11 protein-coding genes, 2 tRNA genes and 1 rRNA gene are annotated in these 13,315 nt (G+C 45.2%); 8 read left to right on the forward strand and 6 right to left on the reverse strand.

Annotated elements, in window-relative coordinates:
* Nucleotides 1-56 precede the first annotated feature (56 nt).
* The 3 genes from GYK50_RS01325 to GYK50_RS01335 all read right to left on the reverse strand — a co-directional run bounded on the left by GYK50_RS01325 (nucleotide 57) and on the right by GYK50_RS01335 (nucleotide 3,890).
* Nucleotides 57-842: a hypothetical protein gene (locus GYK50_RS01325; RefSeq protein ID WP_212564103.1), complete on the reverse strand. Its 786-nt coding sequence runs from the start codon at nucleotides 840-842 to the stop codon at nucleotides 57-59.
* Nucleotides 843-1,010: 168 nt separating this feature from the next.
* On the reverse strand, nucleotides 1,011-2,345 hold the full coding sequence (gene fabF, locus GYK50_RS01330; protein ID WP_212564478.1) for a beta-ketoacyl-ACP synthase II: 1,335 nt from the start codon (nucleotides 2,343-2,345) through the stop codon (nucleotides 1,011-1,013).
* A 153-nt stretch (nucleotides 2,346-2,498) separates the two neighbouring features.
* The gene (locus GYK50_RS01335; RefSeq protein ID WP_212564104.1) at nucleotides 2,499-3,890 is read right to left on the reverse strand and encodes an anhydro-N-acetylmuramic acid kinase; all 1,392 of its coding nucleotides are present in this window, start codon (nucleotides 3,888-3,890) and stop codon (nucleotides 2,499-2,501) included.
* A gap of 143 nt (nucleotides 3,891-4,033) precedes the next feature.
* On the opposite strand from GYK50_RS01335, the gene tyrS reads away from it, so the two are divergent.
* Genes tyrS through GYK50_RS01350 form a run of 3 tightly spaced genes read left to right on the forward strand, consistent with a single transcriptional unit; the run spans nucleotide 4,034 to nucleotide 6,128 of the window.
* Nucleotides 4,034-5,248: a tyrosine--tRNA ligase gene (gene tyrS / locus GYK50_RS01340; protein ID WP_186474931.1), complete on the forward strand. Its 1,215-nt coding sequence runs from the start codon at nucleotides 4,034-4,036 to the stop codon at nucleotides 5,246-5,248.
* A gap of 38 nt (nucleotides 5,249-5,286) precedes the next feature.
* A complete protein-coding gene (locus tag GYK50_RS01345; protein ID WP_186474930.1) occupies nucleotides 5,287-5,865 on the forward strand; it encodes a GNAT family N-acetyltransferase in 579 nt (192 codons plus the stop codon).
* A gap of 23 nt (nucleotides 5,866-5,888) precedes the next feature.
* Nucleotides 5,889-6,128, forward strand: a complete 240-nt coding sequence (locus GYK50_RS01350) for a DUF1653 domain-containing protein (RefSeq protein WP_186474929.1) — start codon at nucleotides 5,889-5,891, stop codon at nucleotides 6,126-6,128.
* Here the strand turns inward: GYK50_RS01350 and GYK50_RS01355 are convergent.
* Nucleotides 6,125-7,153 (reverse strand): alpha/beta fold hydrolase, encoded by a 1,029-nt coding sequence (locus GYK50_RS01355; RefSeq protein WP_186474928.1) that lies wholly within the window; start codon nucleotides 7,151-7,153, stop codon nucleotides 6,125-6,127. The genes GYK50_RS01350 and GYK50_RS01355 overlap by 4 nt on opposite strands.
* Before the next feature lie 175 nt (nucleotides 7,154-7,328).
* Between GYK50_RS01355 and GYK50_RS01360 the strand changes: the two genes are divergently transcribed.
* Complete coding sequence (locus tag GYK50_RS01360) at nucleotides 7,329-7,982, forward strand: hypothetical protein (protein ID WP_186474927.1); 654 nt, start codon at nucleotides 7,329-7,331, stop codon at nucleotides 7,980-7,982.
* A gap of 19 nt (nucleotides 7,983-8,001) precedes the next feature.
* Here GYK50_RS01360 and GYK50_RS01365 read toward each other — a convergent pair whose 3' ends face one another.
* Together GYK50_RS01365 and upp are read right to left on the reverse strand one after the other, a co-directional pair.
* Nucleotides 8,002-8,754 carry an SDR family NAD(P)-dependent oxidoreductase gene (locus GYK50_RS01365; RefSeq protein WP_186474926.1) on the reverse strand — a complete coding sequence of 251 codons (753 nt, stop codon included), beginning with the start codon at nucleotides 8,752-8,754 and terminating at the stop codon, nucleotides 8,002-8,004.
* A gap of 73 nt (nucleotides 8,755-8,827) precedes the next feature.
* Complete coding sequence (gene upp / locus GYK50_RS01370) at nucleotides 8,828-9,487, reverse strand: uracil phosphoribosyltransferase (RefSeq protein ID WP_058023728.1); 660 nt, start codon at nucleotides 9,485-9,487, stop codon at nucleotides 8,828-8,830.
* Nucleotides 9,488-9,855: 368 nt separating this feature from the next.
* Here upp and GYK50_RS01375 point away from each other — a divergent pair, with 368 nt between their 5' ends.
* The 4 genes from GYK50_RS01375 (at nucleotide 9,856) to GYK50_RS01390 (ending at nucleotide 13,110) form a co-directional block, all read left to right on the forward strand.
* Nucleotides 9,856-10,557: a DNA glycosylase gene (locus tag GYK50_RS01375; protein WP_340050119.1), complete on the forward strand. Its 702-nt coding sequence runs from the start codon at nucleotides 9,856-9,858 to the stop codon at nucleotides 10,555-10,557.
* A 697-nt stretch (nucleotides 10,558-11,254) separates the two neighbouring features.
* Nucleotides 11,255-12,788 (forward strand): 16S ribosomal RNA (locus GYK50_RS01380).
* 73 nt (nucleotides 12,789-12,861) lie between these two features.
* Nucleotides 12,862-12,938 (forward strand) — tRNA-Ile (locus tag GYK50_RS01385).
* A gap of 96 nt (nucleotides 12,939-13,034) precedes the next feature.
* Nucleotides 13,035-13,110, forward strand: a tRNA-Ala gene (locus GYK50_RS01390).
* The last annotated feature ends 205 nt before the right edge of the window (nucleotides 13,111-13,315 follow it).

The following is a 13,315-nucleotide window of genomic DNA, read 5'->3' on the forward strand; positions in this document are numbered from 1 at the left end:
CGGGGCTTTTTAATGTTTGTGCTGCAAGGCTTTTTAGAAAATAGAAATTGTTGCCATTAGTGAATATTTTTCTTAGGCGCGTTTTCAGTGGTAGCTGACGTATTTTGCTCACTGAAATGCTGTGTCATCTCGGCACGTAGCCAAGATTTTAGGTTTTCAGACATGAGCATCATTTGCTCACTCAAGTAGTCGTCGATTTGGTTTTCAAGCTCACGAATCAGTGTCTGATCCGTCGCATCCAGCTCACTGTCTTCTAGTACCAAGTTGATCGTGGTATTGGCGTTGTCTGGTATATTTTTGATGGGTTTATCACTCAGGGTAGCAGCCTGTTTGCTAATCGTCTGACTGTCAGTGCTGTTGTTATTCTCACCACTTGCTGCGCCCGTGCTGACCTTCTCAGTTTTTAGGTGATCCACCGCATCGTCTACAGCCTCTTGTTCGGTTAGATTGTCTTTTTTATTATGGGTTTTATTTGCAGCCAGCTCCTCATTTTTTTCTTGTTCTTTTTGAGCTGCTTCTGCTTTGCGCGCCGTCTCTTCGGCCTCTTTCTTCTGGGCTTCTTCCAACTGCTGCTTTTCAGCCGCCGCGCGTTCTTGTTCTTGTTTGTCTATGATCGCTTTGGCAATGGCTTGCTCGGCATTATAGTTGTTATACAGCTCATCCACATACGCATCTAAATCATGTGTATTGAACTCAAAGCTCTCAAATACAGTCTCTGCTTGTAGTAGGGTCGTGATGTCTTTTAGCTCTTGGGTAATGGCTGCGCGTACGGTCTCAGGTGCACACGTCCAATGCTGATAAAACTGATGGGAAAATGAGTAGCTTGACATGGTATCTTCCATAAATGTTCCAAAAATTACCCCTTATCATACGCAAGTACGATAAGGGGCTGCAAGTGGACAAACGTAGCCAAACTGACACCAACGTTACAACGTGGCAAAGTAGCGAAGCGACAAAGTGAGCATACGATAAAGCGGTATCGTATCGCATGATAGGCTTTTGGCTACGAGTTATTGATTGACAGGCCAGCGTGCAAATATCAAAGATCCATTGGTACCGCCAAAGCCGAAGCTGTTGGATACAGCATATTGCAGGTTATCGACCTTACGTGATTGGTTGGCCACATAGTCGAGATTGCAGTTGTCCTCAACCTCTTCTAGGTTAATCGTCGGTGGTACGTGCTGATGCTGTAGGGCAAGCACCGTAAATATGGCTTCCACGCCGCCCGCTGCACCAAGCAGGTGTCCTGTCATAGATTTGGTTGAGCTCACCAAAATACTGTTTTTCACTGGTGAAAACACGGTTTCGATAGCAATTGATTCAGCGACATCACCTGCAGGGGTACTGGTACCGTGCGCATTGACATAACCGACGCTTGCGGGTTCAATCCCAGCATCATTGAGGGCATTACGCATGGCTTTTGCAGCGCCGCTACCATCTTCTGGTGGTGCGGTAATATGGCTCGCGTCATCGCTCATGCCAAACCCGACCAGCTCTGCCAGTATGGTGGCACCGCGCGCTTTGGCGTGAGCAAGGCTTTCTAAGACGACCATGCCAGCACCATCACCCAGTACAAAACCGTCACGGCCTTTATCAAACGGACGTGATGCTTTGGTTGGCTCATCGTTACGCGTGGAGAGGGCATGCATGGCACTAAAACCCGCTATACCAAGCGGGCTTGAGCCTTTTTCACTACCGCCAGCCAACATGACATCAGCATCACCATAAGCAATCAAGCGCGCTGCCAAACCCATAGCATGAGTGGCAGTGGTACAAGCGGTTGATGTGGCAAGATTTGGGCCTTTTAGTGTGTGTTTGATCGCGACCAATCCTGCTGCCATATTGACAATAGATCCTGGGATAATGAAAGGTGATACTTTGGCGGCGCCTTTTTCACGTAGGGTATCTCGGCTGTTTTCGATGGTTTGGATACCACCAATACCTGAACCCAAGATAATACCAAAGCGATCTTGGTCAACCTCTTGTACTGGCGCATCAGCAGCGCTGACTTCATCGATAAACCCAGCATTCTTCAATGCCATAGAAGACGCTGCAATCCCGTAATGTATAAACTCATCATAGCGGCGCGCATCTTTGGCGCTCATGTACTGCTTGGCATCGAAATCTTTGATCACACCTGCGATTTGTGCGCGGTAGCCAGTCGCATCAAAATGGGTGATCGGTGAGATACCGCTGTCGCCATTGAGCAATTTGGTCCATGAGCTATCCACGTCTAGACCAAGCGGGGTGATGGCACCCATACCAGTCACCACCACACGCGTATCATCAGAGCGCTCATAATGAGGCGGTTTTTGACGCGATTTGTATAAAGGAGCTGCGGTCATATTATTTGTGTCATCATTGGTGGCTTGGTCGATAGGTGAAGTGCTGTGTTGGCTCATGCGATATGTCCTATACTTACGGGTCCTAAGAGGATGGCGTTTTTAAAGTTATTATAAAACACATTGGTGCACGTATGTAAACTAAAATCTAACTGGTCAGGCAAAGCAAACTTGCCCCAATACCACACCTTTATTGGCACCAGTTACAGCGGGTAGATTACCAGTTTCACCCATCAATGTTTGTCTGGCTAACCAAGCAAAAGCGACTGACTCTACCCATGTTGGTGCCAGCCCTAAATGATCTGTGGTCATTACCGTAGAGTGGGGTAGATGGGCTTGCAGACGCGTCATCAGATAATCGTTCAAAGCACCGCCACCGCAGACAGACACCGAGCTATTTTTATCAGTAGTTATAAAATTATTGATCTGCGCGCTTGCACTGATGGCAGTTAGCTCAGTCAAAGTGGCTTGTACATCTGCAGATGAGTAGCGGGTATAGACAGAAGCCTGATCGAATGTTTGTAGCTCATCTTGTAGCCAAGCTAAGTTGAAAACTTCGCGCCCCGTGCTTTTTGGATGAGGCTGAGTAAAGAACGGATGTGCCAACAGCTGCTCGAGTAGTGGCTCGATAATTTTCCCAGACTGCGCCCAAGCACCGCTCGCATCATAGCTATTATCATTATGCAATGCTGTCCACGCATCCAATAGTAAGTTTGCAGGTCCCGTATCGTAGCCAACAACCTGATCTTTTCCATCAGCAGGCAAGACGGTTATATTAGCAATACCACCCAAATTTAATATCACGCGTGTATTATCGGATGTGCCAAACAGTGCTTGGTGGAAGGCAGGTACCAAAGGCGCACCTTGACCACCAACTGCCATGTCACGGCGGCGAAAATCACTGACAACGCTAATACCAGTACGCTCAGCGATGATATTGGCATCGACCAATTGCAAGCTAAAACCCATCTGCGGACGATGGCGTACCGTTTGCCCATGACAGCCAATCGCCAGTACTGATTCAGCATCGATATCTGCTTGCTGTAATAAGGTATTGACTACTTCGCTGGCAAATTCCGCATATTCGCGGCTTGCCCAACCAAACCAGTCAAGCTCGCTAGTTGGCTCATCGGCCTCTGGTACGAGTTGATTCACACCATTGGGCTGACATAATGCCAGTAGGACCTCACGCAATCGTGGTGGAAAATCTTGACTATACGTCGCCAGCAGCTGCATTGGTGGTTGGCTGCTGCCTTCATCACTGATGCTTTCTTTGTTGGTAGTTTCTTTATCGCCCATGTCATGATTAAACTGACAAATAACCGCATCCATCCCGTCCAAACTGGTGCCTGACATCATGCCGATATATAAACCATCATCGAAGCTTTCAAACACCGTTTGCTCAAGCGCGTCGGTCAGTGTGGCATAGTTCGAATTATCATCGGTCAAATCATCAATATCGTCTGAGCCATTACCCAAACCATTATTCATAAGTAAGTCGGCGATAGCATTGTGTTCAGTGTCAGCAATGGATGCGGGGTTGGTCATGGCAATTTACCTTAAAAAACGCTAGTATATCCGTCAAATTCTAGCATTTTTTCTAACCCTTTGAGCTTCTAAACGTCATAAGGGGTTGCGCCAGTAACCAATATTCCTAAAAATCCCAATTCAAGCGATATATAGAGAGCATCATGACCGATCAAACCTACACCCTAGAAGAACAACTGGCCCTAATTCAGCGCGGTACGCAAGAGATATTATCTGAAGACGACTTAGTGGCTAAGCTAAAGCTCAACCGTCCGCTACGTATCAAGGCAGGCTTTGATCCTACCGCGCCTGATTTGCATTTAGGTCATACGGTACTGATCAATAAACTCAAGCATTTTCAAGATTTGGGTCATGAGATTTATTTTCTAATCGGTGACTACACCGCTAAAATTGGTGACCCTTCTGGTAAAAATAGCACGCGTCCGCCATTGACTGATGAGCAAATCAAAGCCAATGCTACGACCTACGCTGAGCAAGTATTCAAAATCTTGGACAAAGAAAAAACCCGCGTGGTCTTCAACTCTGAGTGGTTCAGTGACATGAGCGCCGCTGATATGATTCAGCTTGCGAGCCAGCAGACGGTCTCGCGTATGCTTGAGCGCGATGACTTCTCGAAACGTTACGCATCGCAAACACCTATCTCAATTCATGAGTTTCTCTACCCATTGGTACAAGGCTATGATTCTATCGCCCTAAAAGCGGATGTTGAGCTAGGTGGTACAGATCAGACCTTTAACTTATTGATGGGTCGTACGTTGCAAGGCCGTTATGGTCAAGAGCCGCAAGTGTGTATTACGGTGCCGATCTTAGAAGGTTTGGACGGTGTCAATAAAATGTCTAAGTCGCTCGGCAACTATGTTGCTATCTATGATGCACCAGGCACCATGTACCAAAAAATTCTGTCGATGCCAGATACCTTAATCCAACGCTATTTTGAGTTTTTGAGCTTTAAGCCAATGGACGAAATCGAAGGCTTGATGGCGGAAATGGAAGCTGGTCGTAATCCACAAGAAATCAAACGTATCCTAGCCGAAGAATTGATTGAGCGTTTCCATGATGCGGATGCCGCTGCCAACGCGCATAAATCAGCGGGCAATGTCCTAGCAGATGGTGAGTTGCCCGTTGATTTGCCAGAAGTGACATTGACGCTTGAAGAGGGTCAAGAGGCCTTGTTTATCACACAGATATTAAACCAAGCAGGTTTAGCAAAAAATAGTGCAGCGGCAAAAGACATGATCAAGCGTAATGCAGTCAAAGTCGATGGTGAGGTGGTCAATGCTGGCTTTAGCTTAACCTCAGGTCAAACAGTTGTGATTCAAGCTGGTAAAAAGGCTTATGCAAAAGTGACGGTTGCTTAAGCGCTTGCCCATATCAATAATGGCTTGAGGAGAGATAAATGCTAGAACAGGTTACCTTATCGGGTAATGGCATTATCCTTGAGCCATTAACGCACGCTCATGCTACTGACTTGATTGAGGCTTGCCAAGATGGTGCGCTGTGGCAGATAAACGAGACGTCTATACCTGAGCCAGACAAGGTCATGGATTATATTAATGTTGCAGATTCAATGACGGATAGGCAAGCTTTTGCCGTCATTGATGAGCGTACTGGTAAAGCGATTGGCTCAACCAGCTTCCATGACATTTTGCCGACTACCAAAAGATTAGAGATTGGCTATACTTGGTATGCCAAATCTTACTGGCGCACGCATGTCAACACAACCTGTAAGCTCATACTGCTCACTTATATATTTGAAACGCTACAATATCAAACCGTAGGCTGGCGTACAGATGTCGATAATCATCGCTCACAACAAGCCATCGAGCGCTTAGGTGCCAAAAAGGATGGTGTGATTCGTGGCAATCGAGTACGCCGTGACGGCGTTATTTCAGATACCGTGATGTATAGTATGGTCTATTCTGAATGGGCGGGTATAAAACCCAAGCTTGCAGCAAAAGTACAAAGCATCTTTTAATTATCAATATAAATGAGTGGTTTATGTCTCAAAAAAATCAAAATTCGGTAGCCCAAGGCATTTACCGACACTATAAAGGCAATCTTTACCAAGTATTGCATACCGCGCATCATTCCGAAACCGAAGAAGCTTTAGTCGTTTATCGTTGTCTTTATGGTGAGTACGGCGTATGGGTACGACCGCTGTCGATGTTTGCTGAAACTGTGATGCGTGATGGCACAGAAGTGCCTAGATTTGAGCTGATAAAACCCCTAGTGGATTAACTCATGAACTTGGCAGCATCTCCTAAAAAAGCGACTTTACTAAGTCGCTTTTTGGTTGCGACTCGTAAATCATTCTCACAAAACTTCTTTAACACCTTATGAAAACCAATCGGCTCATCCATAGGGACGGCATGTCCTGAGCGCGGTAGGATGACGTCACGAGCATTGGGTAGCATACGTGTGATTTCTTGCTGCCAATTGGGATCATAGAGTTTTGATTGACCACCAATGAGACTGACCACTGGGATGGTGACGTTTTCTATACCTGCCCGAAAATCATAAGGTATGGCGAGATACGCCTGCAGGCAGCGCATTTTGTGTTGCCATGTTTGGTGATTATAAAATGCCAGCTTATGATCGTTTTGATGAGTAAGTGCTTGTACGACAGCTTTTGAGCGTGGACGGCTGACAGACAGTAAAGAAAACAATCTTTCAACATCGGTCACGCGGCGCTTGAGAGAAAACGGCAAGTGCGTAAAGTGTTCAACGTGCGCGTACGGCAGTGTCCTATCGACAATTTCTTGAAACACGGCAAACCTCTCTTTTTGCCGATCCCCAAACAATCCGCCTTGCCAATCTGGTTGATTGTGAATCACAGGGCTTTGATCAATATTTAGATAGCGACTGACTCTGGCTGTACCAAAACGTTCAAAATATGACCACATCACAAGCGCACCCATCGAAATCGCGGCAATGGGTAATGACTCTACGTGACGACTCAGGCAGATGTGCTCAATCACTGTATCAATATCCTCAGCATACTGATGCACGAAATCAAACTGCGTCAACTCAATATTTTTTGCCGCACCAAAACCTCGAAAATGTGGCAAGTAAAATTCATATTTACCAATCAGTGGCAGTATAAAAGGTAAAAACTCACGCGCATCCATGCCATAAGCATGCATCATCATGATGGGTTTACCATTCCCAATGACAGATATGGGTAGCGCCGTACCATCAGCTGTCTTTATATCGATTGTTCGTAATCGATATGATGCGGGTAGAGAAAAAAGGAGGTTTTTCATAGAATGACATCACTTTTGGTTATCAAGCCATCTTGGTTGAGTGGTCAAGATGTATTTTTACAAACGTATTCATACCGCGAATAAAAGACTGTTATATTGAAGCAGTCATCTGACCATAGCATAGAATTTAGCTAACGGTAAAAGCAGTAGCGATAACTGATAAGGGTAGAAGGGTATGAGCAAATCGATATTGTCGTCATTGGATAGTAGCTTGTATCCACAGGTCTGGGAGCAGCAGACATTTACCAGTCCACAAGCGCTTTTATTGTCGATGTTGGATAATGAGGTCACGATAGATGCCAATACTTTTACCAAACGACTACTGGCGAACGATATTTATCAAGAATGGATCAATACCACAGTATTCGGACGGTATTTGCATCGCAACTTTACCGCGTTTTATCAACAAACAGAAGACAGTTTTAATGTAGAAATGCCCGCTTTGTTTCGTCAAGAGCTGACCCGCCATGCGCAATATATGCCATTAGGTCAGGTATTATTTTTTGCAGGAGAGATGCCAAAAGTGGTACGACAAACAAAGCTACTCACCACCACCGTCAATCCAGCCACGGCAATCATTAACGCACAAAAAATGGCAACTCATCAGGTTTCTCATTCAAAGGTAATCGTTAATCAAATCACCATCGTCGGTAAGCAAGTATTAGGGTTTCCCATACGTCATAATAAGCGCACTAGCGAGCGCCTGCGTAATGAAGTATTGATTATGGACTTTCAGGACTTACGCTTGGTAAATGAGGTAACAATTGAGGACATAAAAAAAAGCAATATAGAGTCATCTATATTGCTTCGGTCTTACGAGTTACGTTGATTGTTAAATAGATGCGCTTTTAACGGTCTTTTTTAGCCACCGTTAGACCGTTATAGGTTTGCGCGACTGGCATCACTTCCAAACGATTGACATTGATATGCGCAGGCGACTCAATCAACCACAGTAATATATCGCCGATATCTTCACCTGTCATGGTCTTAAAGCCATCGTAGACTTTAGCTGCTTTATCGTCATCACCATGGTAGCGCACGTTTGAAAACTCAGTACCCGCGACTACGCCCGGTTCGATATTGGTCACACGCACCTGCGTACCGACAAGGTCAGCACGTAAATTTAAGCTGAACTGTTTGACAAACGCTTTAGTTGCGCCGTACACATTGCCACCAAAGTATGGCCAGCTACCAGCAATCGAGCCGACATTGATGATATATCCGCTATCGCGCTCGACCATCGCTGGCAAGACTGCATGAGTCAATGACATTAGACCTTTAACATTGGTATCGACCATTTGCATCCAATCATCGAGACTGGCTTTGTGAGCAGGCTCTGTACCCAGCGCCAATCCTGCATTATTAACCAAGACATCAATGTGTTTAAAGTCATCAGGCAAGTCAGCAACGATTTGCGGAATAGAATCCGTATCACTCACATCCATCACCACAGGTAAAAAGTTCTCACCTAAAATCTCTGCTAAAGCATTCAGCTTATCGATACGTCTAGCGCAACCAATCACGCGATGACCATTAGCCACCAAACGCTCTGCCAACGCTTTGCCAAAACCCGCGCTCGCTCCTGTAATCAATACGTTCATGATCTATCCTTATTATTGATGTTGTCTGCTGTTGCCATAACCTTGATGACGGCTTTATTTACCCTAATGAGACTTATCTATTTGATAACTGCTTACCAAAGATTTTATCGCCCGCATCGCCTAGACCTGGGATGATGTAACCGTGCTCATCCAAATGGCTGTCTAACGCAGCGGTATAGATAGTTACGTCAGGATGTGCTTCGTTTACCAAACGTACGCCTTCAGGTGCAGCCACCAATACCAATGCTTTGATATTAGTACAGCCATTTTTCTTTAGCATCTCGATGGTCGCAACCATTGAGCCACCCGTAGCTAGCATTGGATCAATGATTAGCGCAGGACGCTTGTCCATGTGACTGACAAATTTTTCAAAGAATGGTACTGGCTGCAGCGTTTCTTCATCACGCTGCAAACCGACCACAGAAATCTTAGCAGTAGGAATTAGATCGAGCACCCCATCAAGCATGCCAATACCCGCACGCAAAATCGGCACGATAGTCGCTGTCTTACCAATGATTTGCTCACCCGTGATTTCGCCACACCAGCCTTGCATTGGGAAGGTCTCAATTTCAAAATCACGGCTTGCTTCATAAGCCATCAAGCGTGCAAGCTCTTTGGTCAATGTACGAAATTTATAAGTACTACAGTCTTTTTCGCGCATGAGGCTGAGTTTATGACGGACCAATGGATGATCAATGACCGTAATGTTTAAATCGTTGTTTAAATCACTCATAAGTATTCTCTTGGTTTTTTGTCTGATGCGTGCGCAGTCATTGCGGTTGCTATTAATATAAAAAGATACAAACACTTACCCCACTTTAACTCTGTTTGGTCTCATTGATAGTAAAATAAAAACCTCAATGACCATGCAAATCAAATAAACGTGCTACTTGTATAAGAGTGTAATGTCACCAAAAGTGATCAGTTAGACACTCACAATTGGCAGCCAAGCCTAAACCGCTCAGGCTAAGCGACTATATTATTTTCATATTGTCACACTATTTGAATCGACTAAGTTTGACTGTATGAAATTATCATAAGTGCAGTAGTATCTAGGCTTGCTATGATACCAAAAAAACCGCTTTTCTGATGAAGAATATCATGACTATAACACCATCAAACACCCAAGAAGACGCTAATAACAAGGCTAATAACGAGATAGTAGCAACCGAGAGTTCATCAGGAGAAATTGAAAATCATCCTTTTGCGCCTGTTTTACCACCAAATGCGACTATCATGATGATGGGTACGTTTCCGCCGACTAGCGATAAATGGGCAATGAACTTTCATTATCCCAATTTTTATAATGATATGTGGCGTATCTATGGCCGAGTGTTTTTTGATGACGCCGACTATTTTAGAGTCGGCGATGAGAAGCGCTTTGACCCTGAGCGCATACGCAATTTTATGTTCGAGCGTGGCATCGCTTCTTGCCCAACGGTCAAGCAAGCCATTCGTGAGACGGGTAATGCTTCGGATAAAAATCTAACAGTCGTCACGCCAGTTGATCTAGATGTTATTTTGCCGCAAGTGCCAAAGGTAGCGACATTGTTCACGACAGGAGGCAAGGCGACCGAAGTCCTACTTGGGTTATTAGATGAGTCAATTGCCAAATCAAAACATCCAAAAACCAATCAAAGTATGGATTACCCTTATCAATGGCAGGATGCAGATAAGAAAAAAATGGATGTCAATAACTTAACCTTATATAGATTACCATCGACCTCACGCGCCTATCCCTTATCGTTGGATAAGAAAGTCGCTGCATATAAGGCGTTTTTTGAGAGGATGGGTAAGTTGTAAAGTATAACTATAGAGAGGACTGTTCCAATATAGAATGAAGCTAAAAGGTGGTAAAACGCATCTATCTACTGGAACTAAATATTTTTACTAGGATAAAACATAATCAAGGGCACATATCTACTCATCTCTAGTGCATCAAAAATAACCAACTCCAACCCATTGAAAAAACTACCATTTTATATTCCACTAAAATAATTCCAAAAACATCAACAAAACAGGTTGACACAAAAATTAAACCCTCTATAATACGCCCTCATCAGACGAACTGGCAGTGAGAGATGTGTCAATTACACATTAATAACGCGGTTAACCTGGCGAAACAAATTATAAAAAGTCTTGACAATTCAAATCATTATGATAAGATAGTCGGCTCGCTAGATAGCTTAACCGGAGACGGAAAAGGCAGATAGCGTTAGTAATACCCTATATATCGATGACTGGACGACAGTGATTGAGACTATTTAAAAGCATAACTAAAGAACAACTTGTGTGGATTTTTGCTGATTCAGAATGCTAAAAAATAAAGTTGATCGACTATCTTTTTGGTAGAACACCAACTATAAAAATTATCATTTAAGACAGCAGAAAAACTCAAAGTTAATTCATTACGAACATAATTACGAGCGATTTTGCCAGATTAAATGAGCCAAGATTAGAAGTCGTCTTCCTATTTATAGGTAAAGGCTTCAGATAGATTAAACTGAAGAGTTTGATCATGGCTCAGATTGAACGCTGGCGGCAGGCTTAACACATGCAAGTCGAGCGGAAACGATGATAGCTTGCTATCAGGCGTCGAGCGGCGGACGGGTGAGTAATACTTAGGAATCTACCTAGTAGTGGGGGATAGCTCGGGGAAACTCGAATTAATACCGCATACGTCCTACGGGAGAAAGCAGGGGATCATTAGACCTTGCGCTATTAGATGAGCCTAAGTCGGATTAGCTAGATGGTGGGGTAAAGGCCTACCATGGCGACGATCTGTAGCTGGTCTGAGAGGATGATCAGCCACACCGGGACTGAGACACGGCCCGGACTCCTACGGGAGGCAGCAGTGGGGAATATTGGACAATGGGGGGAACCCTGATCCAGCCATGCCGCGTGTGTGAAGAAGGCCTTTTGGTTGTAAAGCACTTTAAGCAGTGAAGAAGACTCTTCGGTTAATACCCGGGGACGATGACATTAGCTGCAGAATAAGCACCGGCTAACTCTGTGCCAGCAGCCGCGGTAATACAGAGGGTGCAAGCGTTAATCGGAATTACTGGGCGTAAAGCGAGCGTAGGTGGCTTGATAAGTCAGATGTGAAATCCCGGGCTTAACACGGGAACTGCATCTGAAACTGTTAGGCTAGAGTAGGTGAGAGGAAGTAGAATTTCAGGTGTAGCGGTGAAATGCGTAGAGATCTGAAGGAATACCGATGGCGAAGGCAGCTTCCTGGCATCATACTGACACTGAGGCTCGAAAGCGTGGGTAGCAAACAGGATTAGATACCCTGGTAGTCCACGCCGTAAACGATGTCTACTAGTCGTTGGGTCCCTTGAGGACTTAGTGACGCAGCTAACGCAATAAGTAGACCGCCTCGGGAGTACGGCCGCAAGGTTAAAACTCAAATGAATTGACGGGGCCCGCACAAGCGGTGGAGCATGTGGTTTAATTCGATGCAACGCGAAGAACCTTACCTGGTCTTGACATACACAGAATCTTGTAGAGATACGAGAGTGCCTTCGGGAATTGTGATACAGGTGCTGCATGGCTGTCGTCAGCTCGTGTCGTGAGATGTTGGGTTAAGTCCCGCAACGAGCGCAACCCTTGTCCTTAGTTACCAGCACTTCGGGTGGGAACTCTAAGGATACTGCCAGTGACAAACTGGAGGAAGGCGGGGACGACGTCAAGTCATCATGGCCCTTACGACCAGGGCTACACACGTGCTACAATGGTAGGTACAGAGGGCAGCTACACAGCGATGTGATGCGAATCTCAAAAAGCCTATCGTAGTCCAGATTGGAGTCTGCAACTCGACTCCATGAAGTAGGAATCGCTAGTAATCGCGGATCAGAATGCCGCGGTGAATACGTTCTGGCCTTGTACACACCGCCCGTCACACCATGGGAGTTGATTGCACCAGAAGTGGTTAGCCTAACTTAGTGAGGGCGATCACCACGGTGTGGTTGATGACTGGGGTGAAGTCGTAACAAGGTAGCCGTAGGGGAACCTGCGGCTGGATCACCTCCTTATAGACAGCATTCGCTCAGCAAGAATTCACAACAAGTTGTTCTTTAGTTTAAGCTTACGTTTTAGGACGTATTAGGGTCTGTAGCTCAGCTGGTTAGAGCACCGTGTTGATAACGCGGGGGTCAGTGGTTCGAGTCCACTTAGACCCACCATTATTAATGTAGGTGAAAGAGCCCTAAGTAAATCCGCTTTAAGGGATTTCCTCTTGCGCTCGGATCGAAGCAGTGCTTCGATTGTATCCTCGCTCAGGGGCCATAGCTCAGTTGGTAGAGCGCCTGCCTTGCACGCAGGAGGTCAACGGTTCGACTCCGTTTGGCTCCACCACTACATACAGCTAAGCTTAGCGTGCTAAATAAAATAGGTATCAAATAGAAACAAGTGATTTGCACACGATTACTTCTTTCTGTTTTATACAGAAAACTATGACTCGACGAGAGCATAGGAACTATTTAAAAACATAGATATGAGTCTGGGTTAGGATGAGCGTATTCACGCGCCCATCTTAACCTTAATAACTCACCTCTTAACG

It is taken from the genome of Psychrobacter pacificensis (assembly GCF_018336615.1).
Classification (GTDB): domain Bacteria; phylum Pseudomonadota; class Gammaproteobacteria; order Pseudomonadales; family Moraxellaceae; genus Psychrobacter; species Psychrobacter pacificensis.